At 67.0% G+C, this 24,287-nt stretch carries 20 protein-coding genes and 3 tRNA genes; 18 read left to right on the forward strand and 5 right to left on the reverse strand.

Translation table 11 applies throughout. The features are described from left to right. The first annotated feature begins 34 nt into the window (after positions 1 to 34). The 11 genes from grxD (at position 35) to C1927_RS07765 (ending at position 13,608) form a co-directional block, all read left to right on the forward strand. The gene (gene grxD, locus C1927_RS07715; protein WP_079221360.1) at positions 35 to 355 is read left to right on the forward strand and encodes a Grx4 family monothiol glutaredoxin; all 321 of its coding nucleotides are present in this window, start codon (positions 35 to 37) and stop codon (positions 353 to 355) included. Next, the gene (locus C1927_RS07720; RefSeq protein WP_108746348.1) at positions 352 to 1,128 is read left to right on the forward strand and encodes an SDR family NAD(P)-dependent oxidoreductase; all 777 of its coding nucleotides are present in this window, start codon (positions 352 to 354) and stop codon (positions 1,126 to 1,128) included. The genes grxD and C1927_RS07720 overlap by 4 nt, the downstream gene beginning before the upstream one ends. Before the next feature lie 229 nt (positions 1,129 to 1,357). Next, positions 1,358 to 4,600: a TonB-dependent receptor gene (locus C1927_RS07725; protein WP_108746349.1), complete on the forward strand. Its 3,243-nt coding sequence runs from the start codon at positions 1,358 to 1,360 to the stop codon at positions 4,598 to 4,600. Between the two features lie 252 nt (positions 4,601 to 4,852). Next, positions 4,853 to 6,241, forward strand: a complete 1,389-nt coding sequence (ppnN, locus tag C1927_RS07730) for a nucleotide 5'-monophosphate nucleosidase PpnN (protein ID WP_079221363.1) — start codon at positions 4,853 to 4,855, stop codon at positions 6,239 to 6,241. Between the two features lie 197 nt (positions 6,242 to 6,438). Then, on the forward strand, positions 6,439 to 6,954 hold the full coding sequence (locus C1927_RS07735; RefSeq protein WP_079221364.1) for a Tfp pilus assembly protein FimT/FimU: 516 nt from the start codon (positions 6,439 to 6,441) through the stop codon (positions 6,952 to 6,954). Beyond that, on the forward strand, positions 6,951 to 7,427 hold the full coding sequence (gene pilV, locus C1927_RS07740) for a type IV pilus modification protein PilV (RefSeq protein ID WP_079221365.1): 477 nt from the start codon (positions 6,951 to 6,953) through the stop codon (positions 7,425 to 7,427). The genes C1927_RS07735 and pilV overlap by 4 nt, the downstream gene beginning before the upstream one ends. After that, complete coding sequence (locus C1927_RS07745; protein WP_079221366.1) at positions 7,424 to 8,590, forward strand: PilW family protein; 1,167 nt, start codon at positions 7,424 to 7,426, stop codon at positions 8,588 to 8,590. The genes pilV and C1927_RS07745 overlap by 4 nt, the downstream gene beginning before the upstream one ends. Before the next feature lie 3 nt (positions 8,591 to 8,593). Beyond that, positions 8,594 to 9,112, forward strand: a complete 519-nt coding sequence (locus C1927_RS07750) for a PilX N-terminal domain-containing pilus assembly protein (protein ID WP_079221367.1) — start codon at positions 8,594 to 8,596, stop codon at positions 9,110 to 9,112. An 11-nt stretch (positions 9,113 to 9,123) separates the two neighbouring features. After that, complete coding sequence (locus C1927_RS07755) at positions 9,124 to 13,017, forward strand: PilC/PilY family type IV pilus protein (protein WP_079221368.1); 3,894 nt, start codon at positions 9,124 to 9,126, stop codon at positions 13,015 to 13,017. Between the two features lie 12 nt (positions 13,018 to 13,029). Further along, positions 13,030 to 13,482, forward strand: coding sequence for a type IV pilin protein (locus C1927_RS07760; protein WP_079221369.1), 453 nt, complete (start codon positions 13,030 to 13,032; stop codon positions 13,480 to 13,482). A gap of 49 nt (positions 13,483 to 13,531) precedes the next feature. Continuing rightward, positions 13,532 to 13,608 (forward strand) — tRNA-Asn (locus tag C1927_RS07765). A 56-nt stretch (positions 13,609 to 13,664) separates the two neighbouring features. Here the strand turns inward: C1927_RS07765 and C1927_RS07770 are convergent. Next, the gene (locus C1927_RS07770) at positions 13,665 to 14,201 is read right to left on the reverse strand and encodes a GspH/FimT family protein (RefSeq protein ID WP_079221370.1); all 537 of its coding nucleotides are present in this window, start codon (positions 14,199 to 14,201) and stop codon (positions 13,665 to 13,667) included. Positions 14,202 to 14,331: 130 nt separating this feature from the next. Between C1927_RS07770 and uvrB the strand changes: the two genes are divergently transcribed. From uvrB to C1927_RS07785, 3 genes are all read left to right on the forward strand, one after another. Then, a complete protein-coding gene (gene uvrB / locus C1927_RS07775; RefSeq protein ID WP_079221371.1) occupies positions 14,332 to 16,353 on the forward strand; it encodes an excinuclease ABC subunit UvrB in 2,022 nt (673 codons plus the stop codon). 104 nt (positions 16,354 to 16,457) lie between these two features. After that, positions 16,458 to 16,532, forward strand: a tRNA-Val gene (locus C1927_RS07780). A gap of 99 nt (positions 16,533 to 16,631) precedes the next feature. Continuing rightward, positions 16,632 to 16,706: transfer RNA gene (locus C1927_RS07785), tRNA-Val, on the forward strand. 86 nt (positions 16,707 to 16,792) lie between these two features. On the opposite strand, the gene C1927_RS07790 is transcribed toward C1927_RS07785, so the two are convergent. From C1927_RS07790 to C1927_RS07805, 4 genes are all read right to left on the reverse strand, one after another. Beyond that, positions 16,793 to 17,008, reverse strand: coding sequence for a hypothetical protein (locus tag C1927_RS07790; RefSeq protein WP_108746351.1), 216 nt, complete (start codon positions 17,006 to 17,008; stop codon positions 16,793 to 16,795). 460 nt (positions 17,009 to 17,468) lie between these two features. Further along, positions 17,469 to 17,735 carry a hypothetical protein gene (locus C1927_RS07795; protein WP_108746352.1) on the reverse strand — a complete coding sequence of 89 codons (267 nt, stop codon included), beginning with the start codon at positions 17,733 to 17,735 and terminating at the stop codon, positions 17,469 to 17,471. A 179-nt stretch (positions 17,736 to 17,914) separates the two neighbouring features. Further along, positions 17,915 to 18,202, reverse strand: a complete 288-nt coding sequence (locus tag C1927_RS07800; protein WP_079221374.1) for a hypothetical protein — start codon at positions 18,200 to 18,202, stop codon at positions 17,915 to 17,917. A 32-nt stretch (positions 18,203 to 18,234) separates the two neighbouring features. Then, positions 18,235 to 19,002 (reverse strand): MipA/OmpV family protein, encoded by a 768-nt coding sequence (locus C1927_RS07805; RefSeq protein ID WP_079221375.1) that lies wholly within the window; start codon positions 19,000 to 19,002, stop codon positions 18,235 to 18,237. A 143-nt stretch (positions 19,003 to 19,145) separates the two neighbouring features. Here C1927_RS07805 and C1927_RS07810 point away from each other — a divergent pair, with 143 nt between their 5' ends. From C1927_RS07810 to C1927_RS07825, 4 genes are all read left to right on the forward strand, one after another. Then, on the forward strand, positions 19,146 to 19,817 hold the full coding sequence (locus C1927_RS07810; RefSeq protein ID WP_079221376.1) for a response regulator transcription factor: 672 nt from the start codon (positions 19,146 to 19,148) through the stop codon (positions 19,815 to 19,817). A 1-nt stretch (position 19,818) separates the two neighbouring features. After that, a complete protein-coding gene (locus C1927_RS07815) occupies positions 19,819 to 21,162 on the forward strand; it encodes a HAMP domain-containing sensor histidine kinase (protein ID WP_108746353.1) in 1,344 nt (447 codons plus the stop codon). A 68-nt stretch (positions 21,163 to 21,230) separates the two neighbouring features. Then, positions 21,231 to 23,618: a DNA internalization-related competence protein ComEC/Rec2 gene (locus C1927_RS07820; protein ID WP_108746354.1), complete on the forward strand. Its 2,388-nt coding sequence runs from the start codon at positions 21,231 to 21,233 to the stop codon at positions 23,616 to 23,618. Between the two features lie 3 nt (positions 23,619 to 23,621). Beyond that, positions 23,622 to 24,284: a MotA/TolQ/ExbB proton channel family protein gene (locus tag C1927_RS07825; RefSeq protein ID WP_108746355.1), complete on the forward strand. Its 663-nt coding sequence runs from the start codon at positions 23,622 to 23,624 to the stop codon at positions 24,282 to 24,284. The last annotated feature ends 3 nt before the right edge of the window (positions 24,285 to 24,287 follow it).

Here is a 24,287-nt window from a genome sequence, read left to right on the forward strand (position 1 = left end):
CGGTCGGTTTGTCCGGCGAAGCAAGGAGTGAGGTGTGGCGGTAATGCAGCAAATCCAGGCCGAGGTGGATCGTTACCCGCTCGTGCTGTTCATGAAGGGCACCCCGCAATACCCGATGTGCGGCTTTTCCAGCCGTGCCGTGCAGGCGTTGATGGCTGCCGGTGCCGTCGCCCTGCGTACGGTCAACGTGCTGGAGGAACCGGAGATCCGCGCCAACCTGCCGCGCTTCTCCAACCTGCCGACGTTCCCGCAGCTGTTCATCAACGGGGAGTTGATCGGCGGCTGCGACATCGTCATGGAGCTGTTCGAAGCCGGCGAGCTCAAGCGCATCGTCGAAGAGGCCACGCAGGGATGAGTGCCTGGCCATCGACGTCGGCGACCGATGCGGCGCTCGATGGCCGTCCGTTGCAGGACCGCGTAGTGCTCATCGCCGGTGCCGGTGGCGGGCTGGGCAGTGCCGCAGCCGTAGCGGCCGCCGAAGCCGGGGCCACCGTGGTGCTGATGGGCCGCAAGCCGCGGCGACTGGACCGGGTCTATGCCCAGGTGCAGGCCGTGGGCCCCGAGCCCCTGCTGTATCCGCTGGACCTGGAAGGCGCAGGCCCCGATGACTATGCCGAACTGGCCCAGGCCCTGCAGCGCGAGCTGGGGCGGCTGGATGGCCTGCTGGTCTGTGCCGCGCATTTCCCCGGCCTGACCCCCTTCGAGCTGGCCGACCCGGCCAGTTTCGCCCGCGCCGTGCACGTCACCCTGACCGCCCCGGCGTGGCTGGCCCAGGCCTGCCTGCCGTTGCTGAAACGGCAGGACGACGCGGCCCTGGTGTTCGCCGTCGACGCGCCTGAAAGGGTGGGGCAGGCCTACTGGGGCGGCTACGGCGTAGCCCAGCACGGGCTGCGCGGGCTGATCGCCAGCCTGCATGATGAACTGGGCCGCACCTCGGTCCGGGTCAGCGGCCTGTATCCGGGCCCGCTGCGTACCGCCCTGCGCGCCCGTGCCTATTCAGTTGACCAGGATCCGGCCGCCCAAGGCCCGGAAAAGGCCGCCGCAGCGGCCGTTGCGCTGCTTTCCGCCGGCGGTGCCGCTTGGCGCGGGCAGGTACTTGACGCCAGTCACACTACTGACGCGCGTTAGGCGGACGATAAGACGGAATGAAGGTTCCGTCACGAACTCGTTGCGATCCCGTGCCGTTTGTCGCACAACCGTCACAATGAAGGCGTAGCGTGTTAATCTAGTGTTAACCGTTGCGGCAGCTGCCGTTCACGGTAGGGAACCCCAGATAAATGTCCAGTCAGCCGCCCGCAAGGCTGGTTGGATGCGCTTTTTTTCCGCCATCGCCAACTCGCATCGAGGCTACCGAAAAATGACCCACCCACTCCGGATGTCCAAGCTTACCCTTGGTCTCGTGGCTGCACTTGCTGCCGCTCCCGCCTTCGCCCAGAGCACCTCCGCCGGTGTCGGCGGCCAGGTCGTGTCCGCTGCAGGCCAGCCTGTGGCCGGTGCTGAAGTCACCATCACCCACACCGAGTCGGGCACCGTTTCGCGTGCCACCACCGATGCGTCGGGTCGTTACAACGCGCGCGGTCTGCGCGTGGGTGGTCCGTACACCATCACCATCAACAAGCCGGGTGAAGGCACCAAGACCGAAGAAGGTGTCTTCCTGAACCTGAACCAGGTCAACACCGTCAACGCCAACCTGGCTGGCGATGTAGCTGCCACCAACCTGGACGCCGTCAATGTCGTCGCCACCGGTGGCGGCCTGGACATCTTCAGCGCCACCAAGATGGGTACCGGCACCAACGTCACCCGCGAAACGATGGACGCGCTGCCGTCGGCCAACCGCAACATCCAGGACTACGTCCGTCTGGACCCGCGCATCTCGCAGGTCAGCAAGGCTGACGGCGCGATCTCGGCCGGTGGCCAGAACACCCGTTACAACGCCATCCGCATCGACGGCATCAGCGCCTCCGATCCGTTCGGCCTGGGCTCCAACAACCTGCCGACCGAGCGTCAGCCGGTGTCGATGGACGCCATCCAGGAAATCAACATCGACCTGGCCAACTACGACACGACCATCGCTGGCGGCACCGGTGCGGTGATCAATGCCGTGACCAAGTCGGGTACCAATGAATTCCACGGCACCGTCTACGGTTCCTACCGCGACAAGGACATGGTCCGCTCGCGCCTGGAAGGTGACACGCAGGACTTCAACGGCTTCGAAGACGAGAAGACCTACGGCATGACCTTCGGCGGCCCGATCGTCAAGGACAAGCTGTTCTTCTTCACCAACTATGAAAAGTACGAGCGTTCGGCCGCCGGCATCAGCCTGAGCGACACCCCGATCGGCCGTGGCACCATCACCCAGCAGCAGATCACCGATGTCCAGAACTATCTGGGCAATCTGGGCTATGACCCGGGCACCCTGTCGGCGCCGAACAGCAAGACCGAGATCGAAGAGTACGCGGTCAAGCTGGACTGGAACATCAACGAGAACCACCGTGCGGCCCTGCGCTACAACAAGATGGAGCAGAACGTCGTTCGCTTCCCGCAGGTCAGCAGCAGCGCCATCTCGCTGAGCAACTTCTGGTACCAGCAGCCGACCGAATACGAAACCTGGATGGGCGAACTGTTCAGCGACTGGTCGGACAACTTCTCGACCGAATTCAAGGTCTCGCACAAGGATTACTCGGCCAACCGCGTTCCGCTGGTCGACATGCCGCAGATCCGTATCCGTTCGGGCAATGACTCGCTGTACGTGGGTACCGAGCAGAACACCCACGTCAACATCGTCGAGTCGAAGGAACTGAGCGCGTTCGGTGCCGGTACCTGGTATGTCGGCGACCACACCGTCAAGTTCGGCTTCGATTACTCGAAGAACGACCTGATGAACTTCTACGGCCGTAACCTCAACGGCGTGTACGAATTCAACAGCGTCAACGACTTCCTGGCCGGCAACGCCTCGCGCTACCAGCTGCGTACCCCGCGTGCCGATGGCACCCGCGCTGACATCCCGGCTGACTTCACCCTGAAGAACACCGGCGTGTTCGTGCAGGATACCTGGGCGATCAACTACAACCTGAGCCTGATGTTCGGCGTCCGCGTCGACATGCCTGACTTCAGCACCCAGCGCCTGTACAACCCGCGCATCGAGCAGCTGTACGGCTTCAACAACACCAAGCTGGTCGACAAGGAACTGGTGCAGCCGCGTGTCGGCTTCAACTACACCTTCGACAGCGAGCGTCCGACCCAGCTGCGCGGCGGCGTGGGCCTGTTCGGCGGCGCTGCCCCGAACGTGTGGCTGGCAGGTGCCTACCAGAACACCGGCCTGAACTACGTCGAGTACGACGAGCGCAACCCGCCGGTCGGTTCGTTCACCCCGGATGGCAACAATCCGTACATCCCGGCCGGTGGCCCGGCTTCGGCCCGTCAGAACGTGGACATCATCGCGCCGGGCACCCGCCTGCCGTCGGTGTGGAAGGCCAACCTGGCGTTCGACCACGAGCTGCCGTGGTACGGCATCGTGGCTTCGGCGGAACTGCTGCTGACCAAGGTCAAGGACGGCATCTACTTCGACCGCCTGGACGTCGGCACGCAGACCGCGGTCGGCCCGGATGGCCGTGCGATCTACTGGAACGCTGCGGGCCGCAACCCGAACAATGGCCGCATGAGCAATGGCCAGAACTTCGGCATCACCACCGGCACCAGCGGTGCAGTTGATCGTGCCAACCGCCCGAGCGACATGGGCGATGTGCTGGTCCTGCGCAACACCGACAAGGGTCGTGGCAGCCAGGCTACCTTCTCGCTGGCCAAGCCGCTGACCGAGAACTGGGGCTGGTCGCTGGGTTACACCTACACCCAGTCCAAGGAAGTCAGCCCGCTGTCCAGCTCGCAGAACACCTCGAACTGGAACAATACGCTGATCTTCAACGCCAACGAGAACGTTGATTACAACTCTCGCTACGCGATCAAGGACCGCATCACCGGCACCCTGGAGTGGAAGCACAACTTCTTCGGTGACAACGCCACCCGCGTCGGCCTGTTCTACGAAGGTCGCTCGGGCCGTCCGTACAGCTACATCTTCTACAACGATGCCAACGGCGACGGTGCAGCCACCAACGACCTGTTCTACGTGCCCAGCGGCCCGGGTGACGTGCTGTTCGGCAGCGTGGTCGGCGGTCGCTTCGTGCAGGATGCGGCCATGGAGAAGAGCTTCTTCGACTGGCTGGCAAAGACCCCGGAACTCGACGCCTATCGTGGCAGCGTGGTCCCGGCGAACGAGCACCGCGCCAAGTGGATCAACTCCTTCGACGTCCGCATCAGCCAGGAATTCCCGGGCTTCATGAAGGAGCACAAGGGTGAGATCGCGCTGGACATCATGAATGTCGGCAACCTGATCAACAAGAAGTGGGGCCTGATCGACGACTACGGCTTCTACTCGACCCGCCGCGTTGCCAACTACGGCGGTATCGATCCGGCCACCGGCAAGTACGTGTACTCGTTCACCGGTGCGACGGACAACCCGCAGATCCAGGAAAACAACAACGACAAGGGCAACACCGGCGTGTCGCGCTGGTCGATGCAGCTGACCCTGAAGTACAAGTTCTGATCCGTCAGTACTTGAAGCGGTAAAAGGAAACGGCCGGGGAAACCCGGCCGTTTTCCGTTCAGGCGAAAGTCCTTGCAGCGGTGCAGGCAGGGGCGTAGCATCCGCTCTCGTGCACGGCGCAATACGCCGCCTGGCGGTCCCGGAAAGGCGAACGCGGGCAGCACATATCCAACGGTCGGGTTTCCCGGCCGTTTTGCTTTTTAAGGGGGCGGCAGTACAGTCGGAAACCTTGAAGGAAGCGAAAAGTTGGATATGACGACGAACGAAAAAGCAGCCCGCGCGCTGCCGGTGCAGGATGCGCGGATCTACCCGCGCGGTGGGCTGGATGTGCTGTCGCGGGCCGAGGTCGCGCGCCTGCGCGATGCCTCCGGTGGTGGCATGCACGAACTGCTGCGCCGCTGTGCGCTGGCGGTGCTGACCAGTGGCAGTGCTTCGGACGATCCGCGCGCGGCGCGTGATCTCTACCCTGATTTCGACATCCAGGTGGCGCAGCAGGATCGCGGCGTGCGCATCGACCTGGTCAATGCCCCGGCGATGGCCTTCGTCGATGGCGAGATCATCCGCGGCGTGGCCGAACTGCTGTTCGCCGTGGTCCGCGACCTGGCCTACATGGCCATCGAGATGGGCCCGGCCTACGCGGCCGAGCTGGAATCCTCGGAAGGCATCACCAACGCGGTGTTCGGCCTGCTGCGCAACGCACGCATCCTCAACCCGGGCGATCCGAACCTGGTGGTCTGCTGGGGCGGCCACTCGATCGGCCGCGACGAGTACCTGTACACCAAGCAGGTCGGTTACGAGCTGGGCCTGCGTGGCCTGGACATCTGCACCGGCTGCGGCCCGGGCGCCATGAAGGGCCCGATGAAGGGCGCCACCATCGCCCATGCCAAGCAGCGCAAGACGGTCACCCGCTACATCGGCCTGACCGAGCCGGGCATCATCGCGGCCGAGTCGCCGAACCCGATCGTCAACCACCTGGTCATCATGCCGGACATCGAGAAGCGCCTTGAGGCCTTCGTCCGCATCGGCCACGGCATCATCGTGTTCGCCGGTGGCGTCGGCACCGCCGAAGAGATCCTGTACCTGCTCGGCATCCTGCTGCGCGAGGAAAACAAGGACCTGCCGTTCCCGCTGATCCTGACCGGCCCGACCGTGGCTGCGCCGTACTTCGAGCAGATCGACCGGTTCATCCGCCTGACCCTGGGCGACGCGGCGGCCGAGCGCTACGAGATCATCATCGGTGACCCGGTGGCGGTCGCCCGCAAGATGGCCAGCGGCATCAAGCAGGTGCGCGAGCACCGCCTGGCGCAGAAGGATTCGTTCTTCTTCAACTGGTCCATCGAGATCCCGTGGGAGTACCAGCAGCCGTTCGTGCCGACCCACGAGGCGATGGCCGCGCTGGACCTGCACCATGGCCGAGCGCCGCATGCGCTGGCCGCCGACCTGCGCCGGGCGTTCTCCGGCATCGTGGCCGGCAACGTGAAGGAAGACGGCATGCGCCGCATCGAAGAGTTCGGGCCGTTCCAGATCCATGGCGACGCGGACATGATGCAGGCCCTGGACGCGCTGCTGCGCGCCTTCGTCGAGCAGCGCCGGATGAAGATCTCCGGCGAGTACCAGCCCTGCTACCAGGTGCTGGCCTGACCGGTCGGGGCGGCCCGCCACGCCGCCCCAGGAGGGGCCCCCCTCCGGGGCTCCGGCCCTTCTCAAGGGCCTCCGGAAGGGCGCGGCGTGTCAACGCTTTGACGCCCGTCGCCCCGTTCTGACCGTTCATCCTGCCGCCGCTTGCCGGCGGCAGCCGGGTGCGCCATCGTGGCCACCAACACGCTGGGGAGCGTTCCATGTCACTACGCCGGTCCAAGGGCTTCACGCTGGTCGAGTTGATGGTCACGCTTGCCGTGGTCGCCATCCTGGGCACCATGGCGCTGCCAAGCTTCCAGAGCACGCTCCGCTCCAACCGCATCGCTTCGGCGGGCAACGAGGTCACCGGCCTGCTGTCGCTTGCACGCAGCGAGGGTGTCCGCAACAAGCGGGGGGGCGGGGTCTGCGGCAGCTCCGACGGTTCCAGCTGCGATGGCACCTGGAGCGCAGGGATGCTCGCCTGGTCGGACGTGAACGGCAATGGCACCCTCGACTCCGGCGAGACCGTCCTGCGCTTCGTCGCGATCTCCTCCGATTCGGTCACCGTCAGCGGTCCCGCCGCCGAGATCGCCTTCGACAACCGCGGCCGCCTCGTCGCCGCCCCCAGCCGGACGGTCACCATGCAGCCCGTCAAATGCGGCAAGGCGGTGCTGCGCCGTACCCTGACCGTCAATGCGGCGGGCCAGATCAATTCCACCAAGGCCGCCTGCCAATGAGCCGTCGTCTCCCTTCCTTCCCGCGGCGCCAGGCCGGTTTCAGCCTGCTGGAAGTGCTGATCGCCATCCTGGTGCTGGGCTTCGGGCTGCTGGGCTTCGCCATGCTGCAGACGATGAACGTGCGCTTCGTGCAGAGCTCCAACTACCGTACCGAGGCCACCAACCTCGCGTACGACCTGCTGGACCAGATGCGCAGCAACCGGTACCAGTCCGGCTGGTACACCAGCGCGTCGTTCGCGGCAGATTCGGTGAAAACCGCGCAGTGCAGCCGTCCGACGGGTGATGCCGTCACCGTGGCCAAGAACATCGCGCGCTGGCAGTGCCAGGTCGTGCAGGCCCTGGGCGAGGGCGCAAGTGCCACCGTGCTCAACAACAATGGCCGGGTGACCGTGGGTATCAGCTGGGGTGACCAGCGTTGGGATGCAAGCAATCCCGACACCAAGACCACCTTCACCCTGGAGTCGCAACTGTGAGCCGCTCCATTCCCTTCCGGCGCGCGATCGCCGGCATGTCGCTGATCGAAATGATGGTGGCCATGGTCATCGGCCTGGTGCTGATGCTGGGCGTCATCCAGGTCTTCGTGGCCTCGCGCACGGCCTCGATGCTGGCCGAAGGCAATGCGCGCGCGCAGGAAAACGGCCGCTTCGCGCTGGAGTTCCTGCAGCGCGACATCCGCATGGCCGGGCATTTCGGTTGCGTCAACGACCAGGCCCATTTCATCAAGGGAGAGGGCGATCCGCGGGTCAGTACCGGCGCTGCGACGGGCTCGGGCCACCCCCTGGATTTCAGCGTCAGCGTGCAGGGCTATGAAGCGACCTCGACCGGGCCGGGCACCAGCCTGACCTTGGGCGGTACCTGGAGCGGCGCGGAGAAGCTGCCGGCGTCGATCACCAAGCTCAACCCGCGGGCCGGCAGTGACGTGCTGGTGCTGCGCTACCTTGCGCCGGAAGGCGTGCCGGTCGCCACGCTTGCAACGGGCTCGGACAGCACGGTGGGCTTTGATTCGACCCTGGGGAACCGCCTGACTGAGAATGGCGTCGCCACGCCTCTCCTGTTCGGCGTTGCCGACTGCAGCCATGCGGATGTTTTCAAGGGCACCTATGCTGCCGGCAGCGTCAAGGTGACCGGGCTCGACCTGGGGCGCTACGTGACCCAGCCCAGTGGGCAGACCATGATCTACCGCGCCGAGTCGGTGGTGTATTTCGTTGGCACGTCGGCGACCACGGGCGAGCCGGCGCTGATGCGGGCCCGGGCCGATGGCGGCAATGACTATGCTGCCCCGGAGGAGCTGGTCGAGGGCATCGAGAACCTGCAGGTGCTGTACGGCCTGGACCAGACCACCAACATTTCCAGCGTGACCCCGCCACTGGGCCACATCAGCACCCAGGTCACGGCCACGGGCGTGACGTCCGACGCCGATGCCACAGGCGCGGCGCAGTGGCGCCGGGTCGGGCTGGTGCAGGTGGGCATCCTGGCCCGCAGCCCGCTTTCGACAACCGCCCCGGCCCCGTCGGCGGCGTTGAACTACCCCTCGGCGCTGGGCGTCTCGTTCGCTCCGGCCACCACCCCTGATGGGCGGTACCGGACCACCTACGAATCCACCATCGCCCTGCGCAACCGTCTTTTCGGGAACTGAGCCATGCACGCACGCGCCCCTATGCGCACAATGCGCCCGATGCCCCGCAGCCAGCGTGGCGCGGTGCTGTACGTCTCGCTGATCATGCTGATCCTGCTGGCCCTGATCGGCATCGCCGGAATGCAGGTGGCAGGCATGCAGGAAAGGATGGCGTCCAACTACTACGCCACCAACGTTGCATTCCAGAATGCCGAAGGCATGACCCGGCGCAGCGAGCAGGCCATCGAAGCCATTGCGAACCGGACGACGGCACCGACCGGCGCGCCGCTGGTGAGCACCGACATCCAGCAGAACTGCGACGTGGCCTTCGATCCGGTTGGCTGGGGGCGCGGCAAGACCACGGCGACGCATGAATCGGTGAATGTCCGCCGTATTGATGCCTGCATCATCGGTGGCGGCTCGCTGGCCATGGGTGAACCGCTTGACCCTGTCACGCCCGTCTACCAGATCACCACCTTCGCCAACGATGCCGTGACGGACCCCACGTCCACCGCGGCGATCGATACCGTCTTCAAGCTCTGAGGCCCGCCGGCATGTCCCGACGCACTTCCAGGTTCATCGCTGCAGCCGCAACGGCCGTCCTCGCGGTTGGTGGCTATTTCGTCTACAACATTTTCGCCGCCCAGGGACAGGGCGCGCTGGCGCAGGCGCCGCTGAACAATACCGCGTCGGTGCAGCCGGCCTTCATCATGGCGGTGGACGACTCGAACTCGATGACGTTCGAGCGCATCTTCCGTGGCGGCGACGGGCGCATGCAGTGGACCGGCAGCAGTTTCTTCAGCTCTGCGGGCCAGTTCTACAACGTGGGTGAAGGCTGCGCCAATGCCTCCACCGATTGCTTCGTCTACCTGTTCCCGCATTCGGGCTTCAACAGCTCCTACTCGCCGGGTCGTGCCATCCCGCCGCTGGATGTGTTCGGCTTCGCACGTTCGCCGACCTACAACGCCGGCTACTTCAATCCGGCGGTCACCTATGATCCCTGGCGCCTGCCGACCACCGACACCTCCACCACCAACCTGTGGGCGCCTGCCAGCACCACGGCGGCGCGTGCCGATCCGCGCAGCAGCACGTATGGCACTTCGTTCAGCACTGCCTACAACGTGACCTACAACCTGGAAGCGGCCAATGGCCGCGCGGTCAACACCGAAACATTCGGCTTCCTGAAGGGCATGGTCATCCCCAAGGGGACGTTCTATGCAACTTCGTCCGAGGTGTGCAACACCACCCGCCGCGTGGGTCGCGTGGATGTCTCCAACAACGACGGCCTGTTCTCGACCCTCGGTCTGTTCGTGGAGATGCCGGCCAACTTCACCATCCAGGCGGACTGCCAGGTTGCCATCCGCTACTTCCCGGCCACCTTCTACCTCCCCTCCGCCAGTCCGGCTCCGGCCGGCTACAAGACCGCGGACACCAACCGGCCGGTGATCGCCAACGCCTGTGGCCCCGGCTGCGACATGCGCCGGTATGAAATCCGCTCGAGCAACTACGACAGCGGTTACGCCGACGCGATCCGCAACTACGCCAACTGGTTCCAGTACCACCGCAACCGCATCCTGGCGATGGTCGGTTCCTCCTCGCACGCCATGGGCGGGGTGGAGAACATGCGCGTCGGTTACTTCACCATCAACAACCGCACCGACGTGACGATGTACGACGTCGCCACCCAGCGTGCGTCGTTGTTCACCCAGATCTACGGCCTCAAGCCGAACGGTGGTACGCCCAACCGACAGGCTGTCGCGTACCTCGGTGAGCAGTTCAAGCGTACGGGCACGGGTGCGCCGGTGCTGCGTGCATGCCAGAAGAACGGCGGCATGCTGTTCACCGATGGCTATACCAATGTCGGCAATTCGGCCGATGGCTACGGCAATGCCGACTCGACAGGCAGCACGCTGCTGCCGACGCTGCCGTTCGCTGACCAGTACAGCGGCACCATTGCCGACATCGCGGCCAGCTACTACGCCGGCAGCAATACCCCGCTGCGTCAGGATACGGGCTTCGCCCAGGGGCTGGTGCCGGTTCCGGACCAGTGCGCGACGCTCAACAAGAGCACCCCGGACTGGAAGCGTCTCGACTGCCAGAAAGACCTGCACATGAATTTCTACGGCGTGACGCTGGGCGCCGAGGGCCTGATCTACGACGTCAATACCGCCGCCACCGACGATCCCTATGCCAATCCGCCGAACTGGAATGCCAATGGGGATCCGCTGCAGGGCGACGACGGCCGCGTCATCGATGAGCTGTGGCACGCTGCCGTCAACACCCGTGGCGAGTTCATCAATGCCAAGACCCCCAATGACGTGACGCTGGCCATGCGGCGCGTGCTGGAAGCGGTGAGTGCGGGTGGCTCGCCCTCGGGCACCTTCGCACTGACCGGCGCACGCATCGGCACCGGCTCGCTGACGGTGTCTCCGCACTACGACGTGAAGAACAACGGTACCGACTGGTCCAGCAAGCTGACGGCGAGCAGGGTGACGGTGGATGCCGCCCGCAGCGCGGTCTTCACCCCGATCTGGGAAGCCAGCACGCAGCTGCCTGCCGCGACGGCGCGCAACGTCTACTTCGACGACGCCGGCACGGTGAAGAAGTTTGGTGGCACGACCATTTCCCTGGCGGGCCTGTGCGGCCTTTCCAATACCCTCTACCCGCAGCAGTCGCTGTGCACCGAGTCGCGCCTGACGGGGCTCGGCGCCACGGCCGACAGTGCAGCCAAGTACCTCCTGGGTGAAACCTCGGGTGAGGTCCGCAACGGCGGCAAGCTGCGCGACCGCACGACGACCCTGGGCGACATCATCAATTCCACGCCCGTCATCAGTTCGCCGATCGACGATTTCGGCTACCGCGCTCTCGGTGAGCCCTACAACACCAGCTATACCGCGTACCTGAATACCAAGCGGACCGACAAGCGGTACATGGTCTATGCAGGCGCCAACGACGGCATGCTGCACGCCTTCGACGGCGGCATGAACGGTGCGGGCACGGTCGGCGGCAACGGCGGGCGCGAGACTTTCGCCTACATCCCGGCCACGTCGTACCAGCACATGGGCAACCTGCTGCTTCCGTACGATCCGCGGGACAACGCGCAGACCTTCGTCCACAAGTATTTCGTCGATGGTCCGCTGGCCGTCGGTGATACGTACTACAGCAGCGCATGGCACACCACCCTGGTAGGTACCACCGGCGCGGGTGGTCGTGGCGTGTTCGCACTCGATGTGACCTCGCCCGACAGCTTCACCGCCACCAACCGCCTGTGGGAGATCAACGACTTCAGCAGCGATGACACCGTCAAGGCGAACATCGGTTACGTCCTGGGCAAGCCGGTGATCGTGCCGGTGCGCACATCCGCTGGCGCAGTCAGCTGGAAGGCGGTCTTCGGCAACGGTTACTCTAGCTCCAGCGGCAAGGCCGTGCTGTTCGTGGTCGACATCGGCACTGGCAGCGTGCGCATGATCGAGGCGGTCGAGGCGGCCAGCAATCCGGTCATCACCGGCCGCAATGGCCTGGGCAACATCGTCGTGGTCGACCGGTTCAACAACGGAACGCTCGACGCCCAGGGCAAGCCGCTGCCCGTCCGCGATGGGTTCGCCGATACGGTCTATGCCGCCGACCTGAAGGGTGCGGTGTGGAAATTCGACCTCACCTCGACGGCGACGTCGGTTACCGTGCCGGCATTCACCACCGGGACCTACGTTGAATCCGGTTCCACCTATCGGCAGCCGATCACCGGTGGCCTGCAGGTCTCATCCGGCGAGAACGGCGGCGTGCTGGTGATGCTCGGTACCGGCAGCTTCTCGTTCTACGACGACACCACGCCGGCATCCAACTCCCAGGTGCAGAGCCTGTACGGGTTCAACGACACATCCAGTGGCGTGATCACCACGACGCTGACCCGCACCTCGCTTGCGCCGTTCACGGTCAGCACCATCACCGCCTCCGATGGCACCGTGTCGCGGACGCTCACGGCGGGTAACCGTCCCACGACCTTGCGTGGCTGGTCCATCGACCTGCCGGCCGGCGAGCGGTTCGTCGGCTACCCGGAGCTGGCATCGGGCATCCTGTTCATGCCCACCTACGCGCCCCTGACGCAGGCCACGGGCTGCAGCACCTCCGGCACCAACTGGCTGTTCGGCCTGAACCCGCGTACCGGTGTGGGCGCGCTGGCCGGCGTGCGCTATGGCGCGATCTCGGGCAAGGCGATGGCGGCCAGTACCGCCGGCATTCCGCTGGATACGGGTGGTACCGCGCCGGTGAAGGATGTTGGCGTCTCGGTCGTGCCGCGCCTGCAGTCACCGATCAATCCCAACGATGGCACCGCTGCGCCTGCGGTACCTGGCACGGCGGGCTGCTGGATGGTCGTGAACGTGGCTGGCGCTGCGCCGATGTACATTCCCTATCCCTGCGGTCGCCAATCCTGGCGGCAGATCCAGTAACGGAGAGTCCTGATGTCTTCAAGCCTGACGCAGGTGATCGCCCGCGCACGCGCCCCGCACCTGCGGTCACGTGGCTTCACCCTGATCGAGCTGATGGTCGTCCTCGTGGTGATCTCCATCCTGGCGGCAGTGGCGTACCCGTCCTATACCGAGCAGGTGCGGAAGTCACGCCGGGCGCAGGCCAAGGCCGATCTGGTGGAGTACGCGCAGATGGCCGAGCGGTCGCACACGGTGAACAACACCTACACCGCGTTCCGTTTCAGCAACACCACGACCAGCACCCAGTCGCCGCGCGAAGGCGGCACGGCGTACTACACGGTGACGATCAGTGGCACCTCGCAAAGTGCGTTCACCCTGACGGCCACGCCGCAGGGCACCCAGGCGAAGGACAAGTGCGGCACCCTGACGGTCAACCAGGCCAACGTGAAAACGCCCATCGCCAGCAAGGTGGCCGGCTGCTGGTGAAATGAAGGTGTTGCATCCCCTGCGTTGACCGTCTAGAATGCGCCTCCCCGCCCGAATAGCTCAGCCGGTTAGAGCACTTGACTGTTAATCAGGGGGTCGTTGGTTCGAGTCCAACTTCGGGCGCCAGATTCGAAAAAGCCGCGAGAAATCGCGGCTTTTTTCGTTGCAGGCCGGCCGCGGGTTCAGCACTCCGCAGGTGATCCGGCGCGCTCGCTGCGCACCCGGCCGGTCACGTTGACGACCACGCGGCTGTGCTCACGCCCGTCCACGCACAGCACCAGGGACTGGTTGGTTCCCGCGTTGCGCCCGTCCGGAAGAAACTGCACGTGCGGACGGTACTGGCTGGATTGGACGTGGACGCGATCCGGCTGCCGCTCGCGGACATGCACCACCTTGCCCGGCGCGGCCGAAGCCCACGGGGCATCCTCCGTGCGTACCAGCCAGCCATGGCTCCACTGCGGGTTGCAGGTCATGCCATCCAGCGAGCCGCAGACCGTCACCCGCCTGCGCTGGGTGATGGCCGTGCTGCGCGCAAGCGCCAGGCTGGCGGTGAGTTCGGCGCGCAGGGTATCGGCGCGCAGCCGCGCCGCAAGGCGCTGCCACGGGCCCCAGACGACAGCGAGCAGGACCGCGAGCAGCAGCACCACCAGCAGCAGTTCCAACAGCTGGAAGCCGGACGCAGGGCGGGGCGGGCAATGCAGGGAGCGGCAGGGCTTCATTGCTTCAGCCTGAACCTCCGCCTGCCATGCCCGCCATCAGCATCGCGCGCAGTGCGGGGCAGGGGGGTTCCTCAACCGGCCGTCACCAAACCGGCCGCTATAATCATCATTCCCGGGACCTGGCAATACCATGAGCGACAGTTTTCAACTCGTCTCGCCGTATTCACCGGCGGGCGACCAGCCCAACGCCATCGCGAAGCTGACCGATAATTTCGAAGCGGGCATCGCCAAGCAGACGCTGCTGGGCGTGACCGGTTCGGGCAAGACCTACACCATCGCCAACGTCATCCAGAACGTGCAGAAGCCGACGCTGATCATGGCGCCGAACAAGACGCTGGCGGCGCAGCTGTACGGTGAGTTCAAGGCGTTCTTCCCGCACAACGCGGTGGAGTACTTCGTCAGCTATTACGACTACTACCAGCCCGAAGCCTACGTGCCGTCGTCGGACACCTTCATCGAGAAGGACAGTTCGATCAACGAGCACATCGAGCAGATGCGCCTGGCGGCGACCAAGACGCTGCTGTCGCGTCCGGATGCGATCGTGGTGGCCACCGTGTCGGCCATCTACGGCCTGGGTGCGCCGGAGGACTACCTGTCGCTGCGCCTGATCCTGTCCAAGGGCGAGCGCATCGAGCAGCGCGACCTGATCAACCACCTGACCCAGCTGCAGTACACGCGCAACGAGTACGAGCTGCAGCGCGGTACGTTCCGCGTGCGTGGCGAGGTGATCGACGTGTTCCCGGCAGAATCGGACAGCGAAGCCCTGCGCATCGAACTGTTCGATGGCGAGGTCGAGAAGATCACCATGTTCGATCCGCTCACCGGCGAGACGATCCGCAACATGCAGCGCTTCACCGTCTACCCGAAGACCCACTACGCCACCACGCGCGAGCGCGTGCTGGCCGCAGTGGAGACCATCAAGGTGGAGCTGAAGGAGCGCCTGGAGCAGCTGTACGCGGAAAACAAGCTGGTCGAGGCGCAGCGCCTGGCCCAGCGCACCCAGTTCGACATCGAGATGATGGCCGAGGTTGGATTCTGCAACGGCATCGAGAACTACTCGCGGCACCTGACCGGCAAGAACGCCGGCGAGCCACCACCGACCCTGTTCGATTACCTGCCGCCGGACGCGCTGCTGGTCATCGACGAATCGCACGTGACCATTCCGCAGATCGGCGCGATGTTCAAGGGCGACCGCTCGCGCAAGGAGACCCTGGTCGAGTTCGGTTTCCGCCTGCCGTCGGCGCTGGACAATCGTCCGCTGCGCTTCGAGGAGTGGGAAGCGCGCTGCCCGCGTGCGATCTACGTGTCTGCCACACCCGGGCCGTACGAGTATCGGGAAACCGGCGAGGACATCACCGAACTGGTGGTGCGCCCGACCGGCCTGATCGACCCGGTGGTCGAGATCCGCCCGGTCGGTACCCAGGTCGATGACCTGATGAGCGAGGCCAACGAGCGCATCAAGGCCGGTGACCGCGTGCTGGTCACCACGCTGACCAAGCGCATGGCCGAGAACCTGACCGAGTACCTCACCGAACATGGCATCCGCGTGCGCTACCTGCACTCGGACGTGGATACGGTCGAGCGCGTGGAGATCATCCGCGACCTGCGCCTGGGCAAGTTCGACGTGCTGGTGGGCATCAACCTGCTGCGCGAGGGCCTGGACATGCCCGAGGTCTCGCTGGTGGCGATCCTGGATGCGGACAAGGAGGGCTTCCTGCGCTCCACCGGCTCGCTCATCCAGACCATCGGCCGCGCTGCGCGAAATGTGCGCGGCAAGGCCATCCTGTACGCGGACAAGATCACCCGCTCGATGCAGGCAGCGATCGACGAGACCGACCGCCGCCGTGCCAAGCAGGTGGAGTACAACGAGGAGCACGGCATCGTGCCGCGCTCGGTGGCACGGCCGATCGTGGACGTGCTGGAAGGCGCGCGCTCGGATGCGGCCGAGAAGGAGTCCCGCAAGGGCAAGGGCAAGGGCAGGGCGGTGGCCGAGGATGCGGCCGATTACCGGTCGATGTCGCCGGCCCAGCTGGCCACCCGGCTCAAGGCGCTGGAGCAGCAGATGTACCAGCACGCCAAGGACCTGGAGTTCGAAGATGCCGCCCGCGTGCGTGACCAGATCCGGCAGCTGAAGGAGGCCAGCCTCGGCTGAACACGGCAGCGCAGCAATCTTCACAAAAGTGTTGCGCTTACCCGTCGTCATCCGTAATATACGCGGCCTGCACCGACGCAATCGCGGAAATGCAGAAGCAAAACGGGCGGTTAGCTCAGCGGTAGAGCACTACCTTGACATGGTAGGGGTCACAGGTTCGAACCCTGTACCGCCCACCACGAAGTCCCTTCCAGAGGGGCTGTCGTGACCTGAAAAGCCCGGCCCTGGCGCCGGGTTTTTACGTAGCAAGGCCAGCCTTCGGGCGGCAGGAACAAGATGGGCGGTTAGCTCAGCGGTAGAGCACTACCTTGACATGGTAGGGGTCACAGGTTCGAACCCTGTACCGCCCACCACCTGGCTCCCGGCATTGCCGGTGAAGCGGTGGAAACAGGAAAGCCGGCCCGATGGGTCGGCTTTTTTGTTGCATGGCGTCCGCCCCTCAGAACTGGATCATGCTGCACATCCGCACCGGTCGTTCGCTGCGGACCAGGCCCTTGTCCGTGCGGCACTGGCGCACGCGCTCCTCGGCCTTGCTGCGGCAGTCCGGGCACAGCGCGGCCAGCGCGCTGTCCTTGCCCTGCGCGGCAGTGCAGACGCGCTCGACGTGGGCGACGCGTGCCTCGCTGGCGCGCTCCGGCGAAACGGTTTCGCCCATGGCATTGACGAAGCGATAGTCCGCGAACGGCTGCGGCGCTGTCCTTGCCCTGCGCGGCAGTGCAGACGCGCTCGACGTGGGCGACGCGTGCCTCGCTGGCGCGCTCCGGCGAAACGGTTTCGCCCATGGCATTGACGAAGCGATAGTCCGCGAACGGCTGCGGCAGCGCGCATTCCTGCCGGGCGCGCAGCTGCGCCGCCGCGTCCAGCTGGCGGCGCAGCTGCGCGCCCTGGCGATCGCAGTCGGCGACCAGCGAGCGCGATGCGGCAGGCGTCAGCTGTGGGTGCACGTAGACCGGGCGGGTGCGGATCTCGCTGCCGAACGGGCAGCAGGCCGCAAGCAGCACGACGGCAGGCAACAGCAGTGCATGGGCAACGATCCGGGTGTTCATGGCGCATCCTTTCGACAGGGCACCATGCTGTCACCGGGCGTGCCGGTCAGGATGAATCGCGGCTGGCGATCAGTGTGCGGCCGGTGTGCCGACACTGAAGCGATGACGCAGCTGCCAGTGGCCCTCGACATGGTGCGCGATGCCCAGTGCGTGAGATCTTCCACCTTCGGCGCGTTCCCAGCGCAGCACGCTGTCCTGGCGCAGGTGAAGCTGCAGGCAGAGGTCGTCCTTGCTGGCCGGGGCCAGTCCGGTGGCAGGCGCCTGGCCGGCCTCCACGCCGCCGGTGCCGACGCTGGACAGGACCGCGTGCAACAGCAGCAGGGCAAGCATCGGCATGGCGCGGTGCTCCGGACAGGGGAGCCCAGCGTGTCACCGGGGCAGGCGGACCGGAACCGGCATGCGACGAAGCCGGGAAATGCGCGTGCCAAGGGCTGGCAGCGCGGATGAATCCGGGCGCTGGCGGCCTGATCCGCGCGGGAGGGGCCTTGCGGCGCGGGTGGGTCGTGCCGCGACGCTCAGGCCGCGGCGTATACCTGGCGCAGGTTGCGCAGCGTCGACTGGCGATGGGCCGTGGCGCAGGGCTCGTCCATCTCCAGTTCCTGCAGCCGCAGGCCGACCAGGGTCATCGACAGCGCATAACCGCGGGCTGCGTCGGCCACGCGCGACAGGCCGAGGGCGTGGCGCACCAGTGCATCGATGTGCGCCTGGTCCGGCATCAGGCCGAGATAGGCGCGCTCGGCACTGTCCAGGTCAGGTGCCCGCAGGATCGCGTGCGCATCGGTGGGGAAGGAAACGGAGGCCATGGGGGTGTCCTTGTCCGTTGCAGCGCGCTCGATCAGAACGAGCGCATCAGGGAGATGAAAGCGGAGTTCTGCGCGCCGCGGCGGGCCATCGGGCTGTCCTTGACCGCATCGCCGAACCACTGGCTGGCGACCACGCCGGTGGCGCGCCATTTCGTGCCCAGCGGTGTGCTCACCGCGATCTGCAGGCCTGGCGACGTGGCGCTGCCTGGCGCATAGGCGGCCAGGCCCGACCGCAGCGCTTCCTCGTCGCTGATGCCGTAGTAGTAGTCGAGCAGGCGCGCACTGCTGTGCACCACGCCCACGCGCGGCACCCAGGTGAAGCGGCCGGCCTGGATGGGATAGCTGTAGTACAGGCTCGATTCCAGGCCGCCACCGTGGCCGCTGACCTCGCGCTTGACGCTGGCCGACAGTGCGCCCCAGCCGGCGCTGTACTCGGCGCTGACGCCGGCCATCGCCGACATCTGCCGGCTGTGCAGGCGGCGCAGCTGCGCATCGTTCACGTCATCGGTCTTGAAGCGCAGCGTGTACGGCGTGACCACCGCCGATACGCGCAGGCCCTCGTCCTTGTACAGGTACATGCCCAGCGAACCGGGGCTGGCATAGAAGCGCTTGCCCTGCCATGCCAGTGCCGGCACCACCAGCGGCTTGTCATCGTAGTGCGCATAGGCACCGGTGGTCGCGCCGAAGGTGATGCCGGCCTGCACGCCCGGTGCCTGTTCCTGGGCCTTGGCCAGCAGCGGCGTGGAGAGAACGACGGTGCACAGCAGGGGGCGCAGCAGGGTACGGGACATCGGGAGCATCGAGGGGCACTTTGCAGGGAACCGCGTTGCATCCTGACGGCACAACATTGTCGGAACATTGCGCCCCGGCAATGTCCGCGCAAAGGCCTCCGAGGTGCCCGCAGGCACTATCATCGGCAGCGTTTCCGGTAGCCGAGCCAACGATGCGCATCCTCCTGGTGGAAGACGATCCCGACCTCTCCCGTGCCCTGCAGTCCGGGCTGGAGCGCCAGGGCGTGGTCGCCGATGTGGTCGGCAGCCTGGCCGAAGCGGCGCTGGCCCTGCGCGAACCGGTGCACCAGCTGCTGCTGCTCGACCGCCAGCTGCCTGACGGCGATGGCGCCGGTTTCGTCGCCACCGCGCGTGCGCTGCGGCCGAACCTGGCGGTGATCATGCTGACCGCCAAGGGCACGCTGTCGGACAAGGTCGAAGGACTCGATGTCGGCGCCGACGACTACCTGGTCAAGCCGGTGGCGATCGAGGAACTGATGGCGCGGATCCGCGCGGTGTCGCGACGGCCGTCGGCGATGGTGACCCCGAGCCTGCGCCTGGGAAACTTCGAGTTCGATTTCGAATCGCTGCAGGCGCAGGTGGACGGCCAGCTGCTGGCCCTGCCGAGGCGGCAGGTGCTGGTGCTGCAGGCGCTGGCGATGCGGCAGGGGCGAACGGTCACCCGCAGCGCGCTGGAGGCGGCGGTGTACGGCTTCGATGATGAGATCCAGTCCAACGCACTGGATGCGCATATCTCCAAGCTGCGCAAGGCGCTGCAGCAGGCGGGTGCGGGCGTGGAGATCCACGTCATCCGTGGCGTCGGCTACCTGCTGGCGGAGACCTGAGATGGCCAGGCAGATCCGTTCGATCACCCTTGGCCTGGCGTGGCGCCTGTTCCTGGCCCAGGCATTCACCGTGTTGTTCGCCGTGGTGGCGCTGATCCTCACCTGGGGTGACAAGGAATCCTGGGGCATGGACATGTTCACCGCCGAGGACGTGGCCAAGGCGGTGCACAGCCAGGGCGCGCACCTGGTGCTGGACGAGCCGCGCTGGCAGGCGTTGAACGAGCGCGCCGGTGGCAACCTGTGGTTCGTGGCCGTCGATGACCGCGGCCTCTGGCTGGAGCGTGGCAAGGTGCCTGCGCTGCACGCGCCGCTGCTGGCGCGACTGCCGGCACTGGGTGCCACTGAAGTCGGATCGCTGGTGCCGCCCTATCTGGATGTCGCGCGGGTGATGGTGCGCAACGAGGACGGCCGCCGCATCACCGTGATGGCCGGTGGCGCACCCAAGGGCGGGCTGGTGGATGGCGCACTGATGGTGCTGCGGCTGATCGGCTTCTGGTTCTTCCTGCCACTGATCGTGGTCACCCTGCTGGTGATGCCGACGGTCATCCATCGTGCAATGCGTGGTGTGCGCAGGCTGGCGCAGCAGGCCAAAGAGCTGGACATCGGCCAGCCCGGCGCGCGCCTCGACGAACAACTGGTGTCCACCGAGGTCGCGCCGCTGGTGGGGGCCTTCAACGATGCCATCGACAAGGTGCAGCAGGGTTACGCTGCACGCGACAAGTTCCTCGCCGATGCCGCGCATGAACTGCGCGTGCCGATCGCGGTGGTGCAGGCACGGCTGTCGCAGCTGCCGCAGGGCGAACTGAAATCGCAGCTGCTGACCGACGTCGCGCGGCTGGGCAACGTTGCCGAGCATCTGCTCGACCTGCAGCGCCTGGACCGCAACGTCAGCGCGCTGCAGCGGGTGGACCTGGCCCACGTGGTGCGCGAATCGGCGGCCGAGCTGGCGCCGCTGGTGGTCGGCGCGGGGTACGGCTTCGAAGTGGATGCGCCGGACGAACCGGTGTGGATCCAGGGGGATGGCCTGGCACTGGGCCGGGTGATGGCCAACCTCGTGCACAACGCCATCGTCCACGGTGGCGGCCGCGGCATCATCTGCGTGCGCCTGGACGCGCAGGGCCTGCTGGAGATCAGTGACCAGGGCGCGGGCGTGCCGGTGGGTGACCGCGAGGCGATCTTCGAACCTTTCCACCGCCTGCGCGCTGCCGGCAGTGGCAGTGGCCTGGGCCTGCACCTGGTCAAGGAAATCGTGCAGCACCACGGGGGCACTGTCAGCGTGGCCGAAGCGGTGGGCGGCGGCGCCAGCTTCCGGGTCAACTTCCACCGCGCCACCGTGCGCCGCTGAGGTCGCCCACAGCAATGCGCGGGCTTGCCTGATAGGCAGGCCTGGCACCGCACGGCGACGCTGCGCCGATGCGTACTGTTGCCGTGGTTGCACCCCTGCTGGGCCCCGCCTGCGCCGCCGCCCTGGTGCTGGGGGCGCTGGTATGCGTGCTGCTGCCGGCGCTGCCGCCGCGCTGGCTGTGCATCAGCCTGGTGCTGCTGGCCCTGCCGGGCTGGGCATGGCCATGGCGCGGACGGGCGCTGGCCGCGGCCGTATTCGGCCTGGCCTGGGCCTGCTGCCATGGGCACGCGGCCCTGCAGCAGCAGGTGCCTGCCGTGGCGACGGCGCAGGATGTCCTGGTGCGTGGCCGTATCGTCGAGTTGCCGCAGGTGCGCAGCGACCACAGTCGTTTCCTGTTCGATGTGGCCGAGGCCGAAGGGGCGCCTGCGCTGCAGGGGCGGCGCCTGCAGGTCAGCTGGCATGATCCGCGCCGTGCGGGGACCGTCGATCCGCTGCGCCGCACGCTGCGTGCCGGCGCGCATTGGGAGTTGCCGCTGCGCGTGCGGCCGCCGCGCTCGCGGATCAATCCCGGCGGCTTCGATGGCGAGCGCCACGCGCTGCTGCAGGGCCTGGCCGGCAGCGCCAGCGTGCGTGCGCCTGGACGCGCGCGCCAGCTGCGTGCCGCGCACGGCCTGGCCGCATGGCGCGAGCGCTGCAGCGCCGCCATCGCCGTGCAGGTGGGCAGTCCCTCGGCGCGATTCGTGCAGGCCCTGGCGCTGGGCGATACCCGTGGCCTGACCGATACCGACTGGGAGCAGCTGCGCGCGCTGGGCCTGACCCATCTGATCGCGATCTCCGGCTTCCATGTCGGTCTGGTTGCTGGTTTTGCCGCCCTGTTGTGCGCGGGCCTGTGGTGGCTGTGCCCGGCACTGGCACGTGCCTGGCCGCGCCCACAGGCCGCCGCCTGCGCCGCTGCATTGGCCGCTGCGGGCTATACGCTGCTGGCGGGCAGCGAGCTGCCCACCGTGCGTACCGCGCTGATGATCGCTGCCGTGGCGCTGGCGCGCGCCAGCCGGCGGCCACTGGGCACGGCGCCGGCGCTGTCGTTGGCGGCGGCGGTGATGCTGCTGCCGGCACCGCTGGCGGTGCTTTCGGCAGGGTTCTGGCTGAGTTTCGGCGGTGTGCTGTGGTTGCTGTGGTGCCTGCCGCAGCGCCCGCCGGCTGGCATCGGCGGCATGCTGCGCGCGGCGCTGGCCGGGCAGGGCGTGGCCAGCGTGGCGTTGCTGCCCCTGGCGGTGGTGCTGTTCGGCGGCACGTCGTGGCTGGGGCCACTGCTGAACCTGCCGGTCATTCCCTGGTGGAGCCTGCTGGTGGTGCCGCTGGCCCTGCTCGGCACCGGCCTGCAGGCGCTGCATGAGGGGGCGGGCGCGTGGCCATGGCGCGCGGCGGCGTGGTTGTTCGATCTCAGTTGGGGGCTGCTGCAGCCCGTGGCGCAGCACCCGAAGGCGATGTGGTGGCTGCCGCAGGCGCCCGGCTGGGCGCTGCCGGCGGCCCTGGCGGGGGTGTTCTGGTGGCTGCTGCCGCGTGGCGCCGGAGGGGGCCTGGCGGGCGCGCTGCTGTGCCTGCCCCTGTTGTGGCCGGCCGTGCCCGGGCCGCGGCACGGCGAACTGGAGCTGCTGGTGCACGACGTGGGGCAGGGCGCGGCGGTCCTGCTGCGCACGGCCACCCATGCGCTCTGGTACGACGCCGGGCCACCCGCCGGCGAGGGCCAGGAGCGCGTCCTGCTGCCGGCCGTGCGCGCACTGGGGCAGGCGCCGCCGGTGCAGCTGCTGCTCAGCCACGATCATCTCGACCACGCCGGCGCTCTTCCGGCCCTGCGCGGCGCACTACCGGGCCTGCAGGTGCTGGCCCCGCCGGGCAGCCCGGTCGAGGGCGCCCGGCCCTGTGCCCAGGGCCTGCGCTGGCAGTGGGATGGGGTGGACTTCCAGGTGCTGCACCCGCCGCCCGATGGCAGCGAGCATGACAACGAGGCCAGCTGCGTGCTGCGGGTGGCCAGTGCGCACGGGGTGGTCCTGCTGCCCGGTGATATCGGCCGCCGGGCCGAACAGCAGCTGCTGCAGGCCGGACCTGCGGCACTGCGCGCCGATGTGGTGCTGGTGCCGCACCATGGCAGTGGCGGCAGCTCGACGGCGGCCTGGGTGGCGGCGGTGAAGCCCCGGCTGGCGGTGGTTTCGGCCGGCCACCAGAACCGCTTCGGCCACCCGAAACGTGACGTAGTGCTGCGCTGGCAGGCGGTGGGGGCGGAGGTGCTGAACACGGCCGAGTCCGGCGCCATCCGCGCATGGCTTGGCGCACAAGGGCTGCAGGTGCGTGAACAGCGTATCCACGCGGCCCGGTGGTGGGATGCCGCTGGGCGGGCGCGGTCGGCTGCTATCCTATCGCCGATCGAACAAGCGGCCGTTGGGCCGGAGGGTTGAAACGTGTGGGAACTGGTCAAGGCCGGTGGCTGGCCGATGGTGCCGCTGCTGCTGTTGGGCGTACTGGCTTTGGCGATCGTCCTGGAGCGTTTCTGGTCCCTGCGGCGCAATGAGGTGCTGCCGCCTGGCCTCGGCCAGGAAGTGCGCAACTGGGCCGCACGCGGCAAGCTCGACCCGGCGCACCTGCAGACCCTGCGGGCCAATTCGCCGCTGGGCGCGCTGCTGGCCGCCGCGCTGGAAGCCCGCAACCGCCCGCGTGACCAGATCCGCGAGCGCATCGAGGACACCGGTCGCCACCTGGTCCACCGCATGGAGCGCTTCCTCAATGCGCTGGGCACCATTGCCTCGGCGGGCCCGCTGCTCGGCCTGCTGGGCACGGTCATCGGCATGATCCAGATGTTCCTGGGCATCCTCGACCACGGCGTGGGCGATGTGAACCAGCTGGCCGGTGGCATCGGCAAGGCCCTGGTGTGTACTGCCACCGGCATGATCGTGGCCATCCCGGCGCTGATGTTCCACCGCTTCTTCAAGGGCCGGATCCACGGCTACGTGGTGGAGATGGAACAGGAAGCCAGCGCGTTGCTGGACACGCTGGACGGTCGCCCGGGGGTGATGAACCCGGCACCGGCCCCGCGCGCCGCCGCCCCTGCCACGGCCAAGGCCTGATCG

This window comes from Stenotrophomonas sp. ZAC14D1_NAIMI4_1 (assembly GCF_003086775.1).
Taxonomy (GTDB): Bacteria; Pseudomonadota; Gammaproteobacteria; order Xanthomonadales; family Xanthomonadaceae; genus Stenotrophomonas.

Bases quoted from the DNA above. Each gene is read 5' to 3' on its own strand.
- C1927_RS07720 (WP_108746348.1), top strand. From the start codon at position 352: ATGAGTGCCTGGCCATCGACGTCGGCGACCGATGCGGCGCTCGATGGC.
- C1927_RS07755 (WP_079221368.1), top strand. From the start codon at position 9,124: ATGTCCCGACGCACTTCCAGGTTCATCGCTGCAGCCGCAACGGCCGTC.
- C1927_RS07725 (WP_108746349.1), top strand. From the start codon at position 1,358: ATGACCCACCCACTCCGGATGTCCAAGCTTACCCTTGGTCTCGTGGCT.
- C1927_RS07810 (WP_079221376.1), top strand. From the start codon at position 19,146: ATGCGCATCCTCCTGGTGGAAGACGATCCCGACCTCTCCCGTGCCCTG.
- C1927_RS07790 (WP_108746351.1), bottom strand. From the start codon at position 17,008: ATGGGCGAAACCGTTTCGCCGGAGCGCGCCAGCGAGGCACGCGTCGCC.
- pilV (WP_079221365.1), top strand. From the start codon at position 6,951: ATGAGCCGTCGTCTCCCTTCCTTCCCGCGGCGCCAGGCCGGTTTCAGC.
- C1927_RS07760 (WP_079221369.1), top strand. From the start codon at position 13,030: ATGTCTTCAAGCCTGACGCAGGTGATCGCCCGCGCACGCGCCCCGCAC.
- C1927_RS07795 (WP_108746352.1), bottom strand. From the start codon at position 17,735: ATGCCGATGCTTGCCCTGCTGCTGTTGCACGCGGTCCTGTCCAGCGTC.
- ppnN (WP_079221363.1), top strand. From the start codon at position 4,853: ATGACGACGAACGAAAAAGCAGCCCGCGCGCTGCCGGTGCAGGATGCG.
- C1927_RS07770 (WP_079221370.1), bottom strand. From the start codon at position 14,201: ATGAAGCCCTGCCGCTCCCTGCATTGCCCGCCCCGCCCTGCGTCCGGC.
- C1927_RS07800 (WP_079221374.1), bottom strand. From the start codon at position 18,202: ATGGCCTCCGTTTCCTTCCCCACCGATGCGCACGCGATCCTGCGGGCA.
- C1927_RS07805 (WP_079221375.1), bottom strand. From the start codon at position 19,002: ATGCTCCCGATGTCCCGTACCCTGCTGCGCCCCCTGCTGTGCACCGTC.
- uvrB (WP_079221371.1), top strand. From the start codon at position 14,332: ATGAGCGACAGTTTTCAACTCGTCTCGCCGTATTCACCGGCGGGCGAC.
- C1927_RS07815 (WP_108746353.1), top strand. From the start codon at position 19,819: ATGGCCAGGCAGATCCGTTCGATCACCCTTGGCCTGGCGTGGCGCCTG.
- C1927_RS07735 (WP_079221364.1), top strand. From the start codon at position 6,439: ATGTCACTACGCCGGTCCAAGGGCTTCACGCTGGTCGAGTTGATGGTC.
- C1927_RS07750 (WP_079221367.1), top strand. From the start codon at position 8,594: ATGCACGCACGCGCCCCTATGCGCACAATGCGCCCGATGCCCCGCAGC.
- C1927_RS07820 (WP_108746354.1), top strand. From the start codon at position 21,231: ATGCGTACTGTTGCCGTGGTTGCACCCCTGCTGGGCCCCGCCTGCGCC.